Origin of the sequence: Dankookia rubra (assembly GCF_004355005.1) — a bacterium.
Lineage (GTDB): Bacteria > Pseudomonadota > Alphaproteobacteria > Acetobacterales > Acetobacteraceae > Paracraurococcus > Paracraurococcus ruber_A.
Window position 1 is genome coordinate 14309 of record NZ_SMSJ01000012.1, and the last position, 20567, is coordinate 34875.

A 20567-nucleotide genomic window follows, 5' to 3' on the forward strand; every position below is an offset into this window, starting at 1 on the left:
CTCAGCGGCTCCCGTCGAGCGAGACGGGAGCCTCGCCGAGGTCATTTATCCGGTGCCGCAGCGACATCCGGTCCAGCGAGGCGATGGGCAGGCTGGTGAAGATGCTGATGCGCCGGTGCAGGCCCGCGTAGAGCTCGTTCAGCAGCAGCGCCCGCTCGGTGGTCCCCCCGGCGAACTGGGCGGGACCGGGCAGCGGCCAGGAGGCCGTGATGGCGTGGTCACCGAAGTCCGGGCAGTGCTGGCCGCGCAGGGTGTCGCAGAGGGCGATAACGAAATCCATGCGCGGCGCCTCGGCATGTGTGAACTCGTTCCAGGACTTGCAGCGTAGGCCGGAGACGTCGTGCCCCAGTGCCTGGAGCTTCTCGACGACCTCGGGCATGGGCCGCGGCGCCGGGTCCGACCCGGCCGAGTAGGCCCGGAACCGGTCCCCTCCCACCTTGTCCAGGATGGCTTCGGCCATCAGGGAGCGCGCGGAGTTGCGCGTACACAGGAAGAGCACGTTGAAGGCCGGTGTCATGGATTTCCTCTCGACGACAGGAGCGGGACCGAGGCGGGCAATATCGCCACAGAGCTCGGGTTGGCCGGAGCAACAGGTCTCGGTCAGGAAGGCGACCAGTTCGCGGAGCGAGGCGAGCCGGACCGCGTGGATGATCTGACGGCTCTGCCGGGTGGACTGGGTCAGCCCGGCCCGTTCTAGGGCGCCTAGGTGGAACGACGCCGTCGAAGGCGGCAGGCCCAGGCGTTCGGCCACCTCGCCCGCAGGCAGGCCGTTTGGCCCGGCAGAGAGGAGGAGGCGTAGGACGGCGAGGCGGGTCTCTTGGGAAAGGGCGCCAAAGACCAGGGCGGCGTCTCTTGATTCCATTCTTCCACTATAACCGTTAGGTCGCATGTCGCACGTGACAGTTCTGGGTCACAGTTCACAGCGCCAACCCAGTGCCGCCGCGGCAGGGTGCGGTAATCCCTGCCACTACCGGCGGGTGACGAGACGCTGGTGCGCACATCCGACGACGCCCTCGGCCTCCCGGCGACGCTTCAGGCGGCTTTCTAAAGCCTTGGGCAACTCCGGGTCGGCCCTGCCGGAGCCGTCTGTATGAGGCGGGTGGCGCCATCAAAGGCAGCAGCGTCGCGGTGATCATTCGAGCGGACTGGAGCGTGCCCAGCGCAGCTCAAACGATTAACCTATTGAAAGTTCTCCTTTTCCAGTTCAGGTGCACCGCCGTTCACACGGAACTTTTGTTGGGAGCATAGACAGGAGCCATTGTTTAGTGGCTTGTATAGTCGGATGGATAGTCGGAGGAGGGCCAAGTGATGGAACGGCTGAAGTTCGCGCCGCTGCGTTACTCCCTCGCCCTCGTCCGGTTCCCACGCCTACTGAACATGGAGCAGCACGTCGGCAACTTTCAGGAGCAGATTCGGCACCGGTATCCGCTCGTAGACGAGCACATGAATCAGGGTGTGCTGGCCGAGGTCGGTCCCGAAGGGGTCCGGTTCAACCAGGTCTTCGACAAGCTATGGCAGTTCGCGGACCCGGAGCGCGCCTACGCGGTCGTCCTCGGTCCCGACTTCCTGCTCGTCCATGCGGGCACGGCCTACGAGGGGCACGGCCCGTTCCTGGATCGGCTCCGGGACGCCGTCTCCGCGCTCGTGGAGACCCCGGGGATGGGGATCACCCACGCCACCGCCCTCGGCTTGCGCGTCATCAACCTCGTGGAGCCGCGTGCCGGGATGGCGGAGACCGTCACCGAGTACCTGCGCCCCTGGGCCCTGCCCACCGCCGCGGCCGACATGGGCGACAGCGCGATCGAGATGCGCGAAGGGGCCTACCTTGCCTCCTTCGCGACGCCGCACGGTGCGCTGCGCTTCCAGGCATGGAGGCGGCCGGAAGGATCATTCCCGGCGGACTTGGCCAGCGCGTTCGTCCAGAGCAACGGCTGGATGCCGCAGGTCGACGCCAAGGACTTCGTGATCCTGGACATCGACCACTTCACCCCGCTCGAGCCGCCGGTGGAGCTCGACCCGGTGGCGCTGCGCGGGAAATTCGAAAGATTGTACCTGTCTTTGCGGAAGGTGTTCGAAGCCGCAGCGACACCACATGCGTTCGAGATTTGGGGGAGAGAAGAATGACGCTCGTCATCGCGCAGGGCCACGGTGCGCTTCTCAGGCTGCCCACAGTCTTCTCGCCGAGTGTCGCTAAGCTCCAGGCGGGGAGCTCATCGAAGCTCCAGGGGGGAAGCCCCTCGGCCAACTGGTTCGCCGGGGTCCTGGCCAATGCCGCGCTCCAGCTGGCGACCGCATTCGTCCCTTCGGTGGCCGCTCCGTTTCCAGCGCAGGCGGCTCGGGCGATGCCGGTCGCCGCAGTGCCCAAGCTGGCCGTCCGAACCGCCAGGGACATGGCGGACGTCTTGGTCAACAAGCTCGACTTCCCGATCACGGCGCTGTCGGACGTGCTCGATGTCGAGCGCAAGACGATTTACGACTGGCTGAAGAAGGGCGCCGAGGCCGGGCACGCGAACGCGGAGCGCCTGCGCCAGCTCGTGGGAGCCTTTGACGGGGAGGAGGAGGGCTCGCTGCGAGTGTTCCACCGCTTCTGGAAGCGCACGCTGCCGGACGGCTCGTCCCTGCACGAGGTGCTGATGGCGCCCGTCCTGGAGCCGGATCGGATCCGGCAGGCCATGGACGCACTGCGGCCTGCCGTGAACGCCGCCATCTCTTCTGATCGGGCACGCGGCGCGGTATCCTACGAAGCGCCTCATCCAGCGGATCTGCTGTCCGAGTACCTGGAGGTGGGCTCCAGATAACTTGGCTTGCAGGGACTTTAGCGTATGGCGGACGAGGATCCGGCGGCAGACGCCGCCGCCGAGGCTTGCTGGCGGCAGTGCAGCCTCTGCGAGCCGACCGACCCCAGCATCCTGCCGGGCACCCTGGCCTACGACTCGGGCAAGGACCTGCTCCTGATTGCCACGCAGACCTGTTCCCTGGTCGGCAAGGGAGCGGAGCCTGCCTTCGAGGTCGCCGCCGTCAGCCTCGTCGAGGGCTTCGACCCGCAGGCTCCCGAGGCCAAGGGCAAGATCACCCGCTACCTCCAGCTTCCCCTGGATGGCGATGCGCCAGGGCGCGGCATCCGCGTCGATGTCTCCCGCCGCGCCATCCTGCCGAGCGCATTGCTCCGGCAGATGCGGCCTGCCGAGATGCAGGTGCCGGAGGCCGCGCTCAAGGCGTTCCAGGGCTGGATCGCCCGCTACTACGCCCGGATTGCGCTGCCCGACGAACTGGACCGCCGCCTGCACAAGCGGCAGTTCCACAAGAAGGTCGAGAAGGCGTTCGGCCGGACGCTGCTGGACGGCACCGAGGACTACAGGGTGCACACCGACGTCGACAGGGTCTACATCGCCTGGAGGCCCGACAGGGAGCTTCAGGGCGACGAGGTCTACGGGGTCAAGGTGCTGATCGTGTGCCGACGGCCTGCCACCAGGGATTACCTGCTGCAGGAGCTGTCGGGCCTGGCCAGCGGGGTGAAGAAGGCACCGCTCGTGAACGGAGTGCGCATGGACGATCCTGACGTGATGCTCGCCAAGGACGTTACCCTCGAGCACACGTCCAAGATGACCAGGTTCACCGCCTTCGACGAATTCAGCGCGCTGGCGGAAGTCGCCAGGGCCATGGGTGACGACTAGCCAAGCCTTCCGCATCGGCTGCCTTGAAGAGCCGTCCAACTGCGTCGGGAGAGAACATGGGCCTGTACACGAAGAACGGGCGGCCGCTCGAAGTCTCCGGCGGCACCGTCTATAGCCGTTCGGGAAAGGCGGTCGGCCGAATCAGGAGCGACAAGGTCTACGGCCCAAATGGGCGCTACGTCGGAACTATCACCGGCGGCCGTCTCGTTCACCGCTCCACCGACAGCGCAGGCATCAGTTCGTCTTTCGCGGCGGCAAACCGCGCCGGGTCGGCACAGGCGCACGGCGCCGCGTCAGCCGTATGGGGCGATGAGCCCGACATCCCCGACTGAGCCAGCAGCCGATAAGCGGCGAAACACGATCGCTCCGCCTCCGCCCTGCCGATGCAGTTCACCGCGATCCTGGTGCGAGGTATTGCTCCGCCGCCTCATCTGCGTCTTACCGCCGCCATGTGGCGGCCGATCTCGCCACCTAGGTATGAGACGCATCAGAACGGGAAAAAATCCGTCATGCGTCGGGCCGCCACAATTGCCGCATTGGTTCTGCTCGCCTCGGGTCCAGCCTGCGCCCAGCCATATTACGGCGGCGCGCCCGTCTACCCAGGCTATGGACCAGCCCTCTATGCGGCCGCTCCGCGATACTGGGGCGGCAGCAGGCACCATCATCACGACGTACCGCCGCGCCAGCATCACCACCATGGTGGTCACCGTCATAGTGGCGGCCACCATGCGGGCGGACATCACCCTGGTGGCCACCACGGACGTTAAGCGGCGGCATCCTGCCCGGCCACGTCTTGCAACAAATGGATGCATCGCCGTGCACTCCCGCGACATGGCGGACCGACATCATTGCCTGTCGTGGCTGTCACCTCCTGGCAGCCAGCACAGGAGAATACACCGATGAAGCTCCACGTTGCTCTGGTTGCCGCACTGCTACTAGCGGCCACAAGCGCCCTGCCCGCCCTCGCGGACGATAGCGCCGGTCGGCTGCAGATCCTGGCTCAGGCCGCGGATCAACGCGACCGGGCGCCCCACTTCGATTCGACTCGTGGAGACGGCCCGCAGCCGCACAACCCGAGCGCCACGTCGAACCATTCTGGCGGCGCACCCGCGCATTTCGACGCCCCTCGAGGCGACGGCCCGCAGCCGCACCGCCCGGACGGCGTTGCCACCCAGTCACCCAACGCCGCACCCGCCCACTTCGACGCGACCCAGGGCGGTGGCCAGCAGCCGCATGCCCCCGGCCGCGGCGCGCCCCAGCCGGGGCGCTGAGCGCGGCCTCGTGCCAGGCACCCGCCTAACGCTACTAGGCGCCCGGCTTTGACGGCAGTTGGGCAGGCGTGACCGCCGACGTGGGAGGCAACTTGAGAACGGCGATTGTTCCCCCTCCCGGAGCGCTGGCGAGTTCCAGCGCTCCCCCGTGGGCCTCGGCGATTGCCTTAGCGGTCGGCAGGCCGAGGCCGCTGCCGCCGCCCGCCGCGCGCGCTCGGTCGCCGCGGAAGAACGGTTCGAAAACCCGGGCCAGATCCTCCGGCGGCACGCCGGGACCGTGGTCGCCGACCCGCACCTCGACCTCAGAGCGGTTCGTCAGAACCTCGACCCAAGGATTGGCGCCGTACTTGATCGCGTTTTCGACGAGGTTGCGAAGGACGCGCTTCAGGGCCACCGGCCGCGCCAGCACCGTAGCCTCGTCGAGGCGCCGCTCCTCCACATCTGCGCCGGTCTCGGCGAACTCGTCTACCACCACCTGCACAAGGTCCGTGACCGAGACCGGAACGACAGGTTCACCGCCGCCGTCCGCGCCGCGCAGGTAGGCGAGGACGTCGCCGACCATACCCTCCATCTCCGCGAGGTCGCGCTGCACCGTCCGGCGGAGGGCAGGGTCCGGCAACTCGTCGGCGCGCAGCTTCAGCCGCGCGAGCGGCGACATGAGGTCGTGCGAGAGCGCACCGAGGGCAAGCGAGCGCTGGCGCAACAGGTCGCGGACCCGGCGCAGGGCTCCGTCGAGCGCTTCCGTGACATCGCGCACCTCCTGGGGCCCGCCCACCTGAGGCAGCGGCGCGTCACCGTCGGGCGGCAAATGCCGAACCGCTCGCGCCAGCCTGGCCAGCGGCGCCGCCGCGACACGCGAGGCGAGGGCAACGCAAATTAGCAGCGCGGCTGCAACCGTCCCGACGGCAACCCGGAAGGCGGCGTCGTCCGCGGCGATCAGCGACACGGCCAGGACACGCGCGTTCACCCAGGAGCCGTCCACGAGCTGCACGCTGACAGCCACATTCCGAAGGGCACCATGCTCGGCATCGGACAGGCCAGGGGCGACGCGGATCTCCCTCGTCACCTCGGCCAGGCGGCCGACATGGGCCAGGTCCGGCGCCGCCCTGGCGCGGTCCGACGGCAGGTCCGGCGCATCGCCCCAGGAGAGTGCGAGGTCGGGGGCGGACAGAGCCTGTGCAATGCGGAAGCGATCAGGGCGCGCGACCGCGGCGATAGCCTCGGCCACCCCGGCAACGCGGTGGGCCGCGACCTCGGCCGCCCCCCGTTCGGCCGCCTGCCGCAGGAGGGATGCGTGCACGACAAGGCTCACCACCAGCAGAACCACGAGGGCGAACACGCCGGGAGCGAGGATTCTGACAAGGAGCGTGTCCGGCAGCCAGCGCCGCCGTGCGGCGGTCATCGCCATTCCACGTCGCAGGCAAGCATGTACCCGGCACCGCGAAGGGTTTTGATGACTCCGGCCACCTCGTCCTGTCGACCGCCGAGCTTGCCGCGCAGGCGGCTGACCTGGGCGTCGACCGAACGGCCAAGGCCGCCGAAGGCGCGGCCACGCGCGAGGTCGAGCAATTGGTCACGGGAGAGCACGCGCTGTGGCCGCTCGACGAAGGCGAGCAGCAGGTCGTACTCGCCGCTGGTTAATTCGACCCGCCCGCCGCCCGGCGAGGTGAGCTCGCGCCGCCGCGTGTCGAGCGTCCAGCCGCCGAAGGCGGCGCGGTCCCGAGCGCCGGTCTCGGTGGACGCCCACTCGCCGTCCCTGCGGCGCAGTACGGCGCGGATGCGGGCGACGAGCTCGCGCGGATCGGGCGGTTTCACGACGTAGTCGTCGGCGCCGAGTTCGAGGCCCACGACACGGTCGGACGCCTCGCCAAGTGCGGTGAGCAGAATGACCGGCAGGCCGCCCCGCGCCCGGATGTCGCGGCAGAGTTCGAAACCCGAGCGGCCGGGAAGCATGACGTCCAGAAGCACCAGGTCTACACCGGCCGCATCCGCCAGCACCTCGGCCATCTCGACGCCGTTGCGCGCGCCGGTCGCCCGGAAGCCACTCCGGCGCAACAGGGACAGGAGCAGCGGACGCAGCTCCCCGTCATCCTCGACAACAAGGATGTGGCGCCCCTCCCCAGAGAGGACCGGCGCCGGGTCGGCCGTGGTCATGCCCGCGTCCCCTCGCCTATTTGGCCGGGGCGGGACGGCCCGCTCGCGCGGCGACCTCGGGTTCCGGCACGGGCCGCAGCCCCGCATCCTCCGGCGGTGCGTCGGCGCTGCCGAAGCGGGCGTAGAGGGCGGGGAGCACCATCAGCGTCAACAGGGTTGCGGTGACCAAGCCGCCGATGACCACCGTGGCGATCGGCTTCTGGACCTCGGCACCCGCCCCGGTGGCGATCGCCATCGGCACGAAGCCGAGCGAGGCGACCAGCGCCGTCATGGCCACCGGCCGCAGCCGGTCCATCGCCCCCTGCCGGATAGCCTCATCCCGGCCCAGGCCCTCGCCGCGCAGCTGCTTGATGTGGTTCAGCATGACCAGGCCGTTCAGCACCGCAACCCCCGAGAGCGCGATGAAGCCGACCGCCGCCGAGACCGACAACGGCATGTCGCGCAACCAGAGCAGCGCGATGCCACCCGTCAGTGCCAGGGGTACCGCGCTGAACACCAGCAGGGCGTCGCGCGGCGAGCCAAGGGCCGTGTAGAGCAGGAGGAAGATCAGGAAGAAGACGCCGGGCACCACCACCATGAGGCGGGTGCGCGCCGCATCGAGGTTCTCGAACTGCCCGCCCCAGGTGATGAAGTAGCCGAGCGGCGGCCGGACCTCGCGCTCCACCCGCGCTTGCGCCTCGGCCACGACGGAGGCGATGTCGCGGCCGCGGACGTTGGCGGTGACCACGACGCGGCGCCTACCGTTCTCCCGGCTGACCTGGTTTGGCCCCTCGGTCAGGCGGAAGGAGGCGAGGCTCCGGAGCGGCACCGTCGCCGCGCCGCCCGCGCGCGCCTCCCCGGGCAGGGCCACCGGCAGGTTCCGCAGGGCCTCGAAGTCGGCGCGCACCGCCTCCGGCACCCGGACGACGATGGCGAAGCGACGGTCGCCCTCGAAGACCCAACCGGCCTCGCGCCCGCCGATGGCGGTGCCGATGACCTCCTGCACCGCGTTCAGGCTGAGCCCGCGCCGGGCGATCTCTCCCTTGTCCACAGTGATCTCGAGGAAGGGTAGCCCGGTCGCCTGCTCCACCCGGACATCCTCGGCGCCTGCGACGCCACGCAGGATGCCCGCGACCTGGTTGGCGGCTGCGAGCATCGGCCCGAACTCCTCGCCGAAAACCTTCACCGCCAGGTCGCCGCGGGTGCCCGCCAGCAGCTCGTTGAACCGCATCTGAATGGGTTGAGTGAACTCGTAGTTGTTGCCGGGCAGTTTTCCCACGGCCTCCTCGATGCGCCGCACCAGCTCCTCCTTAGGCAGCGCTGGGTCTGGCCATTGGTCGCGCGGCTTCAGGATGATGAAGGCATCGGAGACGTTGACCGGCATCGGGTCGGCCGCCACCTCGGCCGTGCCGGTCTTCGAGAAGATCACCGCGACCTCGGCGAAGCGCGAAACGGCATCCTCGATCCGGAGCTGCATCGCCTGCGACTGGGTCAGTGACGTCGAGGGGATGCGCAACGCGTGCATGGCGATGTTGCCCTCGTCGAGCTGCGGGATGAACTCCGAGCCGAGCCGGGAGCCGAGGAAAAGCGAGACAAGGAAAAGTAGCGCCGAGGCGCCGATGACCGGCAACGGGCGCCGCAGAGCCAGACGTAAAGCCGGGGCGTAGCCGCGCTTGAGGGCTCGCACCAGCCAGTTGTCCTTCTCCTGGACCTTCCCCGTGACCACCAGGGCGACCATGGCCGGGACGAAAGTCAGCGAAAGGACGAAGGCCACCGCCAGTGCAATGATAACGGTCAGCGCCATGGGCGCGAACATCTTACCCTCGACGCTCTGGAAGGTGAGCAGCGGCACGTAGACGAGGATGATGATTGCTTGGCCGAACACCGATGGTCGGATCATCTCCCGGGCCGAAGCGGCCACCGTCCGGAGGCGCTCCTCCAGGGAAAGGGCGCGCCCGAGCGCGTGCTGCCGTTCGGCCAGGTGGCGCAGGCTGTTCTCGGCAATGATGACGGCACCGTCCACGATGAGGCCGAAGTCGAGGGCGCCGAGGCTCATCAGGTTGGCGCTGATCCCACCCTCCAGCATGCCGGTGGCGGTCAGCAGCATGGTCACGGGGATGACCAAGGCGGTGACCACCGCCGCCCGCAGGTTGCCGAGCAGCAGAAACAGTACCACCACGACCAGTAGCGCGCCCTCGGCCAAGTTCTTGGCCACCGTGTGGATAGTCGCGTCGACCAGTTCTGTGCGGTTGAGGACGGTGCGCAGCTGGACGCCCGGCGGCAGGCTGCGGGCAATCTCCTTGACCTTGGCATCCACTGCGGCGGCGACTGTGCGGCTGTTCTCGCCGATCAGCATCAGTGCGGTGCCGACCACCGCTTCCTTCCCATCCGCACTGGCACTGCCCGTCCGCAGTTCCTTGCCAACCTCGACCCGGGCGAGGTCGCGCACTCGCACCGGGACGCCCTCACGCGTCGCCACCACCACGTTGCTGATGTCGTCCAGGGTCTCCAAGCGTCCGCCGGAGCGGACGACGTAGCCCTCGCCGCCGCGCTCGAGATAGCCCGCGCCGCGGCTGGCGTTGTTGCGCTCCAGCGCCTCCGCCACGTCAGCGAAGGACAGGCCGAGGCCGATGAGCCGGGCCGGGTCGGGCTGGACATGATACTGCTTCACGAAGCCGCCGATGGCGTCCACACCCGCCACGCCTGGCACGTTGCGAAGCTGTGGCCGGATGACCCAGTCCTGCAGGGTGCGAAGGTAGGCCGTGCGCTCCAGCTCCGTGGCGAGACGCTGTTCCTCCGGCGTCAGGTAGCTCCCATCCGCCTGCCAGCCTGTCCTGCCTTCGCGCGCGGTGTCGCCCTGCTTCCGCGGCGCCCAATCGACGGTCCACATGTAGACTTCGCCGAGCCCGGTCGAGATCGGACCCATGCGCGGTTCGGCGCCGGGCGGCAGCAGTTCCCGCGCCTCGGTCAGCCGCTCCAGCACCTGCTGGCGGGCGTAGTAGATGTCCGCGTCGTCGCGGAAAATGGCGACGACCTGGCTGAAGCCGTTGCGTGAGAGCGAGCGCGTGGACTGCAGGCCGCGGATACCCGCGAGCGCTGTCTCGACCGGGAAGGTGACCTGCTTCTCGACCTCGTAGGGTGAGAGGGCGGGCGCCAAGGTATTGATCTGCACTTGGTTGTTGGTGATGTCGGGTACCGCGTCGATGGGCAGCGACTGCAGCGAACGTAGGCCAAATGCGGCGGCGGCAGCGACCAGCAGCACCACCAGCCAGCGCTGGTGGACCGAGAAGTCGAGAATGCGTGCGATCATGGTGCGGCGGCCCTAGTGCGAATGCTCGGCCTCGGATTTCCCGAGCTCGGCCTTGAGGACGAACGTGTTCGCGGCGGCGTAGCGCTCGCCTGGGTCGAGGCCGAAGACCACTTCGACTCCATCCTGGTCACCACGGCCGAGCACGACCTCGCGCTTCTCGAAGCCTTCGGGCGTGCGCACGAAAACTACGCTCTCGCCTTCGATCTCCTGCACGGCGCCACGGGGCACCAGCACGTCAGCGCGCTGTTCCTCACTGGCGACCTCAGCCGTGGCGAAGCCGCCGGGCCGGAAAGCGCCCTCGGGGTTCGGCACCTCGACCACGGCGCGGGCCGAACGCGTCTGCGGGTCCAGAACCGGGCTGAGGAAGACGATGCGGCCCTCTCCGCGCACCTCGCCCTCGCTCCGGATGCGCACCGGCATCCCCTCCTTTACGAAGGTGAGGTCGCCCGGCGGCACCGCCATCTCGACCCAAACTGTGGACAAGTCGGCCAGGGTGTAGACCTCGGCGTCAGGCGATACCGCGTCGCCGAGCATCTTGGGACGGGCTGTGATCCGTCCTGCGATGGGCGCGTGCACCTCCTGGCGACGGAGCGCCTCGATGGGTTGGCGCGGCAGGGACTCGATCTCCGCTTGGCCCAGGCCGATGGCGGCCAGCTTCTGGCGGGCGAGGTCGAGACGGATCTGCGCCTCCTGCCAGTCGGTCCGCGCTTTCAGGAAGTCTTGCTCAGCGGAGATCTTGCGCTGCCACAGCCGTTGCTCGCGCTCGAAGGTGACGCGGGCGAGCTCGGTGGTGCGCAGCGCGGCGAGATAGTCGCCTTTCGCGGTGGCGATCTCGGCGCTCTCGACCACCGCCAGCACCTCGCCCGCCGCGACCGTCTCGCCCAACCGCTTGTTCAGGGCGGTGACGATGCCCGCCACCCGGGCCGGGACGTGTGCCAGACGGTCGGCGTTCGCGGCCACGGTGCCGGGCAGGGAGACGCGGCGTGCGATGGTGCCTGGCCCTGCCTCCGCCACCTCGATTTTGGCGCCCGCGATCTGCTCCTCGGTCATGCGGAGGGCGCCCTCGGGGGCCTCGTCGCCGTGTTCCTCCCCCGGTCCATGGGCGTGACCCTTGCCGTTGGCGGGCTCAGCGGCGCGGGCTGGGGCTGCCACCTCGACCGCTGGAGCGAGACCCAGACTGGAGCGCAGCGTGGCGGGCACGCCGGGTACCAGCACGGTGCCGCCGAGGCCGACCACGGCACCCGCGAGAAAGATGAGAACGGATTTCATGGTCACTGCCTCCCCGCGGGAGCGGAAGCTGGGGTGGGGGTGGCGGCGCGACCGCGCAGCCGGGCGATGTCGGCGCGCACTTGCTGCATCTCGAGTAGGGCGGCGTTGAGCTGCTCGCGGGCATCGGACAGGGCGCGTTGAGCGTCGAGCACCTCGAGCAGCGAGAACTTGCCCGCGGCGTAACCCTCGCGCGCCGAGGCAGCGGCCTCTCCGGCCGCCGGCAGGACGATGCGACGGAGGCTGTCGGCGGCGCGCCAGGACTGGTCCAGGCGCCGCTCGCCATCGGTAAGGGACGCATCGAGGTAGAGCCGTCCACGCTCCGCATCGGCCTCCGCCCGGTTCACTTCGGCACCGGCGCGGAGGATGTTGCCCTGATTGCGGTCGAAGACCGGAAGCGGCACCGAGAGGCCCAGGATGAAGGCGGTGCCGGTGGCGGTCTGGGAGGCCTCGCGGAGCCGGCTGACGGCCCCGTTTATGGTGACGTCCGGGACCGCGTTCCGCCGCTGTAGGTCCAGTTCGGCCCGGCGCTGGTCGACCAAGGCGTTCAAACGGGCCCGGTCGAGCTGGCTCGACGGAAGCGCCGGCTCGCGGGCAAGGTCGGGCCGAGGTCCGATGTTGTCGAACCAAGCCGCCCGGGCCGCAGAGATCTCCACCCGCGGTGCCGCCAGCAGCACGGACAAGGCGCGCAACGCCTCTGCGGCCTCCCGCTGTAAGCGCTCGAAGCCAACCGCGGCCGTCTCCCGCGCCACCTCGGCGCGTCGCTGCTGCACCAAGGGCTCGCGGCCGGCCTCGACGCGGGCGCGGGTGGCGCGCAGCACCTCGTCGGCGAGGCGCACCCGCTCGCGGCCAATCTCCACCGCCCGGGCGCTTGCCACAGCTCCGGCCAGGGCGCGCACAACCTCGCGGACCAAATCCAGGCGTGCCGCCTCCACGTCAAGGCCGGTCAGCGCCAGGGCACGGCCCGCGGTCTCGACGCGCGCTTGCCGCTTGCCGGCGGTCTCGATCCGCTGCGACAGACCCAAGCTCGTCTCGAGGGGGCTTCCGCCCCGGTACGGGCCCGACGCGATGAAGCTCTGGTTGTCGATCTTGGCCTCCGGGTTCGGGCGGAGCCCGGCCTGGACCAAGTCGCCCTGTGCCGCCCGGCGGCCTGCCTCGGCGCTGCGCAGGATGGGCGCGCGCGCCAGGGCGAGGTTCACGGCCTGCTCGGGGGAGGTCACCATGATTCTGGCGCCTACATCCGGAGGGGGCGACGTCACCGGGGCGGGCGCCGCCTGCGCCACGCGGCGCGGCGCTGGAGGGTCGGCCGCGTTGGACGGCATGGAGATTGTTACGAGGGCGGCTGCGCCCAGCAGGGCGAGTGGAAAGCCGGAAAGGAATTGGAAAATCATGGCACCCGGGGCTGACGGAACGCGAGGCGAGCCGCCTCCCCAAGTCTCTCCGGGGCGCGGCGGCTAGGGCGGCTCTAGTTCGGTCAGGCGCGGGGTGGGCGCGCGAGAGGCTCTGCTTCGAGCGAGGCGTGGGCGTGGTATGCGAAGGCCGGGCGGTCCACGGTAATGAAGACGCTGGGGCCGATGGGCTGCGGCGGCGTTAGGCGGTCAGCCACCTGGCAGGCGCAGTGGGTACCAGCGTGGGCGATGCCGTGCGGGCGCGACGGCGTGCCCCGGGAACCGTCTTGGTCCGTGGCAGCCGAGATGGTTACGGCGAGAACGGACGGTGCGGCCGAGTGGGCTGCCTCGGCGAAGGGCGGCACCAGTTGGAAGGCGAGCAGGAAGGCGACGGCGAGCATGCGGGCAATGACCGTCCACCGCCTCGTCAGCCCCTTCCTGCCCGCGCTCCGCCTCATCGACAGTTGCCCTCAGCGCACCGGGTCGACGTTGAAGCGGCCAGTCCCGAGGTCGCCGCCCGGGCCCCGCAGCGTCACGGTTGCGCGGAACTTGCCGTCCACCGGAAAATCGACCGGCGCCACCAGGCGGTTCCCGCCTGCAGGGCCGAATTCCAGGGTACGACGCTCATTGCCACGGGCCAGGACGACGGCGGTCGCGCTGAACGCCGCGGCGTCCACGGGCTGCTCCTTGTCGTCGACAATGGACAGGGTCGCTTGGCCGCCGCGGACTTCCAACCCCACCTCGTGACGGCCGATCTTGACCTCGTTCCCGCTGTGGGCATGCCCATGGCCTCCAGCCTGGCCCCATGCCAGAGCGGGCACCAAGGCCGCCATCGCCACCCAGCCGGTCATGGTCCGTCGCCGCACGATGTTTCTCCTCGCCCTTCGGTCCCGCTCATTGCCAGCGCGTGGCGGTTACCGGCAACGGCATGGCTCAGGGGTATAGAACCTACAGCGACTTGAGGTTCAAGCATGAGCTTGACCACCCGTGCATCATTTTGTGACGGCGCCCTCGGCCGCGGCGTGAGCGTGCGACAGGCAGTGACCATGGTCATGGTCGGCGAGGGTCTCGAGGACGCGGCACTCAGCGGCGAGGCCTTCAACGCAGCCGGTTTCCACGAGGCGGGCAAGCTCGTTCCGCAGGACGGCCAGACGTCGCATTTTGGCCTCGACCTCGGCGAGTTGCGCGACCGCCAGGGCATGGGCGTCGCCGCAAGGACGCTCGGGATGGGCAGCTAAGTCGAGGAGTTGCCGGATGGCGTCGAGCCCGAAACCGAACTCCCGCGCGTGCCGAATGAAGGCCAACCGCTCCCGATGGGCACGGCCGTAAAGCCGATGGCCACCCTCCGTCCGGGCGGGCGGAGGCAGGATGCCGATCTCCTCGTACCAGCGCACGGTCTGCACCTTGCAACCCGCCTCGCGGGCGAGTTGGCCAATGGGGATCACTGCAGCCGCGCGATCGGCGGCCTGCGTGGTGGTTCGCGCGTTCATGGAACCAAGATGGGGCCGACCCGCAGGCGCCGCAAACCGGCGTTTTCCCGTACACACCCGCAGGCTCATCCGGACGCCTGTCTGGGCCGCGACGGGGTAATGCATCCGACTCCCGTTCCCGTTCGTTACTATCCTGCCGTCGCGTATCCCCGCGAGCAGGCGAGGAGAACGGACAGATGGCAGGCGCTTCCGAAATCAAGGAACACATGGAGATCGTCGGTTCAGACGACCAGCACGTCGGCACTGTGGATAAGGTCGAGGGCGACCGGATCAAGCTGACCAAGCGCGACGACCCCGACGGGTCCGGCCAGCACCATCATTACGTACCGGTCAGCGCCGTTACCTCCGTAGACGGCAACCGGGCGCGACTGTCTATGACGGCGCAGCAGGCAAAGCAGGCGGCGACTGGCGGAGCATCCTCCTAACAGGTGGCTGACGTCGTCCGCGCGGCCCAGGCACACTGGGCCGCGCGGCTCTCGGCCGATTAGCAGACACCGCGCAGCGAAACTGGCCGGACTCCGGCCTCAAGCCTGCATGAGACCGACGCGGAACGAGGTGCTGCGGCACCCGTTCATGCTTCGGTTGCAACACCAAACGTGACCTGTGCAGCCAGGAGAGCCAGCCATGCCTTCACGCGTGACGTTGCCCGGGCGCGCATTTCCCGCGCTCCGTTTGTGACCTCTTAGATGGGCGCAGGACACAACCACGGGGCAGGCGCCAACGAGCGCGCGCTGCTCTGGGCCTTTGTATTCACCGGCGGCTTCATGATCGCCGAGGTCATCGGCTCCTTCGTCACAGGCAGCCTAGCTCTGCTCTCCGACGCCGCGCACATGTTTACCGACGCCGCAGCGCTCGCGGTGTCGCTCGCGGCCATCCGGGCCGCCCGGCGGCCCGCTGATCGCAGGCGGACATGGGGCTACCACCGCCTTGAGATCCTGGCCGCCGCCTTCAATGCTTCGCTGCTGTTCCTGGTCGCGCTCTACATCCTTTGGGAAGCGTGGCAGCGCTTCCGCAACCCGGCTGAGGTGCAGAGCCTCGGGATGCTCGTCGTCGCCGTGATCGGGCTGACGGTTAACTGGCTGTCCATGCGGATCCTGGCAGGCGGCAGCGAGCACAGCCTCAACGTCAAGGGCGCCTACCTCGAGGTCTGGAGCGACGTGCTAGGTTCGGTCGCGGTCATCGTGGGCGCCGGTGTCATCTGGCTGACCGGCTGGACCTGGGTGGACGCGGTGCTCGGCGTCGCCATTGCCCTCTGGGTGCTGCCACGCACCTGGACGCTGCTGCGGGAGGCCGGGAACGTCCTCATGGAGGGCGTGCCTGCTGGGGTGGACCTTGATGCGGTCGAGCAGGGCATTCTGGCCACGCCAGGCGTCCAAGGGATGCACGACTTGCACATCTGGGAGCTCTCCTCCGGCAAGGTCGCGCTATCGGCGCATGTCGTGGTGGACGCGACCCTGGCCCGTGAGGAGAGGCTGGAGGACACGCTCGGCACCATCCTGGCGGAGCGCTTCGGCATCACTCATGCGACGGTGCAGGTGGAACTGCCCGGCGCGCATGGCGGGCAGGATCCACATGCGGCCTGGTCAGTTGGCCACGACGCGGGCGGCCATGACCGCGGGCATGAGCACGACCACGACCACGGTCATGAGAAGGGCGCCGCCGCGCAACGTGCACCGAGAAGCTGAGGCCACCCGGCATGCGCAAGGAGGCTTCGCCCGTGACCTCGGCGTCAGCCGGTCGCCTCCTCGAGCAGGAGCAGGAGCAGGAAGCCGACGAAAAACGTGGCGGTGACCCAGGGCGCCTCGGGCCCCTCGTGAGCCTCGACCAGTAGTTCCTCCGTCACGAGGTAAAGCAGCGCCACGAGGGCAAAGGCGAAGAGACCCGTCCGCCAAGCCAGCGGCAACCCCGCCGCAGGCGCGCCGAGCAGGGCGCCCAACGGCAGCAGCATCGCAAGCCCGGCGACAGCCAGGACAGTCCGCGCAGACGAACCCAACGTAGGCCGCAGTTCGGTTGTCACCGACAGGCCGAGGAACAGCACCTCGACCGTGAGGGCTATGGTCAGGAGCAGGCCTTCGCGCGGCCCCGCGGCGAAGCCGAGGCCCAGCACGAGGCCGTCTATGAGGACGTCCACCCCGACCACCGCCGCGAGAGCGATGCCGCCCCGGGCACCTTCACCGAGACGCCGCACTAACAGCATGAGTGCGACGCCGATGGCACCCCCGAGTGCCACCGGCAGGGCCGCTCCCTCGTGCTTCAGGTCGGGCAGGATCTCGCCCGCCGCCGCGGCGAAGACCACGCCTGCGGCGAAGTGCTGAATCGCGGCGGCGACCCTCGGGCCAGGTGGCCGCCAAACAGCGATCGCGGCACCGAGCACCGTCGCCGAGGCAGGGATCAGGGTGTAGAGCCAGGCACCGGCCATCAGATGGGGGCGCCCGCCCCTGATGGCTCCGCGCGGTCCTCCGCGCGTTCCCGATTCTCGCCTAGGCGCTCGATCTCCCTGGCAAGGTGCTCGTAGTCGAGCCCGATCGCTTCGACACCCCCGTGTTGCGCTGAGCGCAGGGCGGACGCCTGCTGCCGGGTCCACGCCACGAAGTCCTGCTCATAAAGTGCAGCTGCCTGTGCCGCCGGGGTCGAACCCACCACCATGACCGCCCTCCTGCCTTGTGTCGTAGGCCCTGAACGGTGCCGGAAGCGTTGCGTTCGCGGATATTGACCGGCCTGCGGCGCTTCGACGCAGCCCTTGAACCTACAGTCGCTGTAGGTCCCATACATAGGGCGGCGATCACGGAGGCTGGCGATGGCGGACAGCAAACTGGCGGAGATGGACGCGAGGCCCCGGGCGGCCCTGCGGTACCGGGTCGAGGGCATGGATTGTCCCTCCTGTGCGTCCAAGATCGAAACGGCCGTTGGCCGGGTGGCGGGCGCCGAGGACATCAGGGTCAACTACGGCACCCAGATCCTGGCCTTCCGGCTAGACGAGGCAGCGACGCCTCGGATGGCTGTCGAGGACCAAGTCCGCAAGCTCGGCTACGGCATGTCGCCGGTCGAGGCGCCACGGGTGATCCCTGGTGAACCGGGCACCGCGGCCGAGGCCGAGGTTCGCAGTTCCGTCCGCCAGCCCTGGTGGAAAGGCGCAAAGGCTCAACTCGCCGCCGTGCTGGGCGGGTTGACTGCGGCCGGGTTCGCCGCCTCCCTGGCCGTGCCCGCCCTGGACCACTGGGCCTACCTGCCCGGCGCCTTACTTGGCCTCGCCTTCTTCGGCCGAAAGGCGGTCGCCGCCGCGCGGGCTGGGTCGCCCTTCAGCATCGAGATGCTGATGTCGATCGCAACGGTCGGCGCCATCGCCATCGGCGCAACCTCCGAGGCTGCAGTCGTCGTGTTCCTGTTCACTATCGGTGAGCTACTCGAGGGCGTCGCCGCCGGGCGCGCCCGTGCGGGCATCGAGGCGCTGGGCGCCCTGGTGCCGAGGACGGCGCTGCGCATCGAGGACGGCGCGGCGCGAGAAGTGCCTGCTGCCACCCTGAAAGTGGGAGACCTCGTCCTGGTGCGGCCGGGCGACCGCGTGTCAGCCGATGGCGAGGTGGCCGAAGGCGAATCCGAGGTCGATGAGAGCCCGGTGACCGGCGAATCTGCCCCCGTCTCCAAAGCCGAGGGCGCTCCCGTCTTCGCGGGCAGCATCAACGCTTCCGGCGCGCTCCAGGTCCGGGTGACGAAGCCCACCTCCGACAATACCATCGCCCGTATCATCCGGCTGGTAGAGGAGGCGCAGGAGGCCAAGGCGCCGACGGCGCGCTTCATTGAACGCTTCTCCTCCGTCTACACTCCCATCGCCGTCGCCGTGGCGGCCCTGGTCGCCGTGGCGCCACCGCTCGTGCTTGGCGCCGACTGGGACACCTGGATCTACCGCGGCCTGGCGTTGTTGCTCGTCGCCTGCCCGTGCGCACTCGTCCTATCCACTCCCGCCGCCATTGCTTCCGGCCTCGCCGTTGGCACCCGTCGCGGTCTGCTGGTGAAGGGGGGCGGCGCCTTGGAGACCATCGGTCGGATCCGCACCGTCGCCTTCGACAAAACCGGCACCCTGACCGAGGGGCGCCCGCGCGTCACCGACGTCCTCACCCTGACCGGCTCGGAGCGGACGGTGCTTGGCCTCGCAGCCACCGTGGAGAACGGCTCCAGCCATCCGCTCGGCCGCGCCATCCTGGAGTGGGCGGCGGCGGAAGGCATCCCGCTGCGCCCTGCCAAGGATTCACGCACCATTCCCGGCAAGGCCGTCGAGGCGGTCGTGTCCGGCAAGCGCGTTGCCGTCGGCTCGCCCTCCTACGCGACCGAGCAGGCGCCGCTCCCATCCGAGGCGGAGCAGACGGTCACGGAGTGGGAGAACCAAGGAAAGACGGTGGTGGTCGTGTCCGTGGACGGCACGCCCAACGGCCTGATTGCGGTGCGCGACGAACCCCGGCCTGACGCCGCCGCGGGCATCCGAGCGCTCGACGCCCTCGGGGTTCGGGCGGTCATGCTGACCGGCGACAATCCGCGGACCGGCAGGGCCATCGCTGCCGCGCTCGGCCTCGACGTCCAGGCGGGCCTGTTGCCCGAGGATAAGCTGCGCGAGATCGGCACCTTGAAAGCGCAGGCGCCGGTGGCGATGGTCGGCGACGGCATCAACGACGCGCCGGCACTGGCGGCGGCCTCGGTCGGCGTGGCGATGGGCGGCGGGACCGACGTGGCCCTGGAGACAGCGGACGCGGCCATCCTGAACAACCGGGTTGCGGACGTGGCCGCCCTGGTCGGGCTTTCGCGCGCGACGATGAGCAATGTCCGTCAGAACGTAGCCGTCGCACTCGGCCTGAAGGCGGTCTTCCTGGTGACGACGGTGGCGGGCGTCACCGGCCTCTGGCCCGCTGTGCTGGCCGACACCGGGGCGACGGTGCTGGTGACGCTGAACGCCCTGCGGCTGCTCGGATACCGCTTCAAGGGCGTGGCGGCGCATGGCTGACGACGCCAGCCGACCGACAACCTGACGGAGTTGGCAGGAACCAAGCCTTGCCTGCCCGGGGTCAAACTCCCATTTGTTGAGAATCATTCTCATTTGGAAGGCTTGGCATGGGGTCAGTTGCCGTAGAGGCCGCAGTCATCCTGCTGCGCGAGGGCTTGGAGGTCATCCTGGTGCTGGCGGCGTTGACCGCGTTCCTGCGCCGGGCGGCACCGGATCGGATGGGCGCCCTGCGTTGGGGCGCCCTGGCCGGGCTCGCCGCCAGCTTGGTCCTGGCCGTCACCTACGCCACCTGGAGCGGTGGCGCGCACGACGACAGGGTCGAAGGCGTCACCTGCCTCGTCGCTGCGGCGCTGATGCTTTGGACTGGCGGCTGGATGTGGCTGCGCTCCGACCCGCGCGCCTGGACCGGCGCCCTGAAGCGGCAGGCCGAGCGGGCGCTGGCGTCGGGGCGCGTCGCCACTGCCGTGGGCGGCATCGGGTTCCTCGCGGTTTTCCGCGAGGGCGCGGAGACGGTGCTGTTCCTGCTGGCACTCGGCACCACGGCGGTCAGCCTGGGGCCGATGCTGCTCGGCCTCGGCGTCGCCGCCCTGTGCCTCACGGTCCTCTGGTGGGTGGTCAGCCGCGCCACGTTGCGCCTGCCGCTGCGCCCTCTGTTCGTCGCAACCTCGGTGTTCCTCCTCGCCATGGCGGCACGCTTCGTCGGTGCCGGGATTCAGGAGTTCCAGGAGCAGGCGGTGGTGCCGTTCACGCCCGTCGAGATTCCGGACTGGCTCGCCGACCTCGGCGTTGCTCCGAGCTGGGAGGCGCTGGCGCTGCAGATCGCGGTCCTGATGGCGGTGGCGGTCTTCATCGCCCTGCCGCGCAGGAAGCCCCCCATGAGCGCTGCCGCCGAGTAGCGCTCCGATGCCTCCGCGTGCTCGCCGCCGCACGCCGCCGATGGCAGCCTTGCTCCTGGCCGCTGCACTCGCCTGGCCTTGGGTCGGAACCGCGCAGGAGGTTTGCGGCGGCGCGGTCGAGGCCGCGGGCGAGCCGGGGGCTACGC

The 20567-nt window shown here is 69.4% G+C and carries 19 protein-coding genes; 9 read left to right on the forward strand and 10 right to left on the reverse strand.

Annotated elements, in window-relative coordinates; all coding sequences use genetic code 11:
* Nucleotide 1: 1 nt before the first annotated feature.
* Nucleotides 2–862 (reverse strand): helix-turn-helix domain-containing protein, encoded by an 861-nt coding sequence (locus E2C06_RS11875; RefSeq protein ID WP_133288825.1) that lies wholly within the window; start codon nucleotides 860–862, stop codon nucleotides 2–4.
* Nucleotides 863–1308: 446 nt separating this feature from the next.
* On the opposite strand from E2C06_RS11875, the gene E2C06_RS11880 reads away from it, so the two are divergent.
* The 5 genes from E2C06_RS11880 (at nucleotide 1309) to E2C06_RS37510 (ending at nucleotide 4945) form a co-directional block, all read left to right on the forward strand.
* Nucleotides 1309–2124, forward strand: a complete 816-nt coding sequence (locus tag E2C06_RS11880) for a TIGR04255 family protein (protein WP_133288826.1) — start codon at nucleotides 1309–1311, stop codon at nucleotides 2122–2124.
* Nucleotides 2121–2798, forward strand: coding sequence for a hypothetical protein (locus E2C06_RS11885; RefSeq protein ID WP_133288827.1), 678 nt, complete (start codon nucleotides 2121–2123; stop codon nucleotides 2796–2798). The genes E2C06_RS11880 and E2C06_RS11885 overlap by 4 nt, the downstream gene beginning before the upstream one ends.
* Nucleotides 2799–2822: 24 nt before the next feature.
* Entirely contained in the window at nucleotides 2823–3674 is an 852-nt protein-coding gene (locus E2C06_RS11890; protein ID WP_133288828.1) for a hypothetical protein, read from the forward strand.
* Nucleotides 3675–3730: 56 nt separating this feature from the next.
* Nucleotides 3731–4006 (forward strand): 4-fold beta flower protein, encoded by a 276-nt coding sequence (locus tag E2C06_RS11895; RefSeq protein WP_133288829.1) that lies wholly within the window; start codon nucleotides 3731–3733, stop codon nucleotides 4004–4006.
* Between the two features lie 567 nt (nucleotides 4007–4573).
* Nucleotides 4574–4945, forward strand: coding sequence for a hypothetical protein (locus tag E2C06_RS37510; protein WP_165982340.1), 372 nt, complete (start codon nucleotides 4574–4576; stop codon nucleotides 4943–4945).
* A 34-nt stretch (nucleotides 4946–4979) separates the two neighbouring features.
* Here the strand turns inward: E2C06_RS37510 and E2C06_RS11900 are convergent, their stop codons facing one another.
* The 7 genes from E2C06_RS11900 to E2C06_RS11930 form a co-directional block, all read right to left on the reverse strand.
* Complete coding sequence (locus E2C06_RS11900) at nucleotides 4980–6353, reverse strand: sensor histidine kinase (protein ID WP_241671229.1); 1374 nt, start codon at nucleotides 6351–6353, stop codon at nucleotides 4980–4982.
* On the reverse strand, nucleotides 6344–7099 hold the full coding sequence (locus E2C06_RS11905; protein WP_133288830.1) for a response regulator transcription factor: 756 nt from the start codon (nucleotides 7097–7099) through the stop codon (nucleotides 6344–6346). Before E2C06_RS11905 ends, E2C06_RS11900 begins: the two co-directional genes overlap by 10 nt.
* Nucleotides 7100–7115: 16 nt before the next feature.
* Nucleotides 7116–10388 carry an efflux RND transporter permease subunit gene (locus E2C06_RS11910; protein WP_133288831.1) on the reverse strand — a complete coding sequence of 1091 codons (3273 nt, stop codon included), beginning with the start codon at nucleotides 10386–10388 and terminating at the stop codon, nucleotides 7116–7118.
* 12 nt (nucleotides 10389–10400) lie between these two features.
* Nucleotides 10401–11657 carry an efflux RND transporter periplasmic adaptor subunit gene (locus E2C06_RS11915; RefSeq protein ID WP_133288832.1) on the reverse strand — a complete coding sequence of 419 codons (1257 nt, stop codon included), beginning with the start codon at nucleotides 11655–11657 and terminating at the stop codon, nucleotides 10401–10403.
* A 2-nt stretch (nucleotides 11658–11659) separates the two neighbouring features.
* Complete coding sequence (locus E2C06_RS11920; RefSeq protein WP_165982341.1) at nucleotides 11660–12877, reverse strand: TolC family protein; 1218 nt, start codon at nucleotides 12875–12877, stop codon at nucleotides 11660–11662.
* 635 nt (nucleotides 12878–13512) lie between these two features.
* Nucleotides 13513–13893 (reverse strand): hypothetical protein, encoded by a 381-nt coding sequence (locus E2C06_RS11925; protein WP_133288834.1) that lies wholly within the window; start codon nucleotides 13891–13893, stop codon nucleotides 13513–13515.
* A gap of 141 nt (nucleotides 13894–14034) precedes the next feature.
* A complete protein-coding gene (locus E2C06_RS11930; RefSeq protein ID WP_241671230.1) occupies nucleotides 14035–14532 on the reverse strand; it encodes a MerR family transcriptional regulator in 498 nt (165 codons plus the stop codon).
* 176 nt (nucleotides 14533–14708) lie between these two features.
* Between E2C06_RS11930 and E2C06_RS11935 the strand changes: the two genes are divergently transcribed.
* Complete coding sequence (locus tag E2C06_RS11935; protein WP_133288835.1) at nucleotides 14709–14957, forward strand: DUF2171 domain-containing protein; 249 nt, start codon at nucleotides 14709–14711, stop codon at nucleotides 14955–14957.
* A gap of 261 nt (nucleotides 14958–15218) precedes the next feature.
* Nucleotides 15219–16217: a cation diffusion facilitator family transporter gene (locus E2C06_RS11940; RefSeq protein WP_133288836.1), complete on the forward strand. Its 999-nt coding sequence runs from the start codon at nucleotides 15219–15221 to the stop codon at nucleotides 16215–16217.
* Between the two features lie 44 nt (nucleotides 16218–16261).
* Here the strand turns inward: E2C06_RS11940 and E2C06_RS11945 are convergent, their stop codons facing one another.
* Both E2C06_RS11945 and E2C06_RS11950 read right to left on the reverse strand, forming a co-directional pair.
* Entirely contained in the window at nucleotides 16262–16951 is a 690-nt protein-coding gene (locus E2C06_RS11945) for a ZIP family metal transporter (protein WP_193560449.1), read from the reverse strand.
* Nucleotides 16951–17178, reverse strand: coding sequence for a DUF29 family protein (locus E2C06_RS11950; RefSeq protein ID WP_133288920.1), 228 nt, complete (start codon nucleotides 17176–17178; stop codon nucleotides 16951–16953). Before E2C06_RS11950 ends, E2C06_RS11945 begins: the two co-directional genes overlap by 1 nt.
* Before the next feature lie 151 nt (nucleotides 17179–17329).
* Between E2C06_RS11950 and E2C06_RS11955 the strand changes: the two genes are divergently transcribed.
* Nucleotides 17330–19525 carry a heavy metal translocating P-type ATPase gene (locus E2C06_RS11955; RefSeq protein ID WP_165982342.1) on the forward strand — a complete coding sequence of 732 codons (2196 nt, stop codon included), beginning with the start codon at nucleotides 17330–17332 and terminating at the stop codon, nucleotides 19523–19525.
* A 107-nt stretch (nucleotides 19526–19632) separates the two neighbouring features.
* Nucleotides 19633–20421, forward strand: a complete 789-nt coding sequence (locus E2C06_RS11960) for an FTR1 family iron permease (RefSeq protein WP_133288837.1) — start codon at nucleotides 19633–19635, stop codon at nucleotides 20419–20421.
* The last annotated feature ends 146 nt before the right edge of the window (nucleotides 20422–20567 follow it).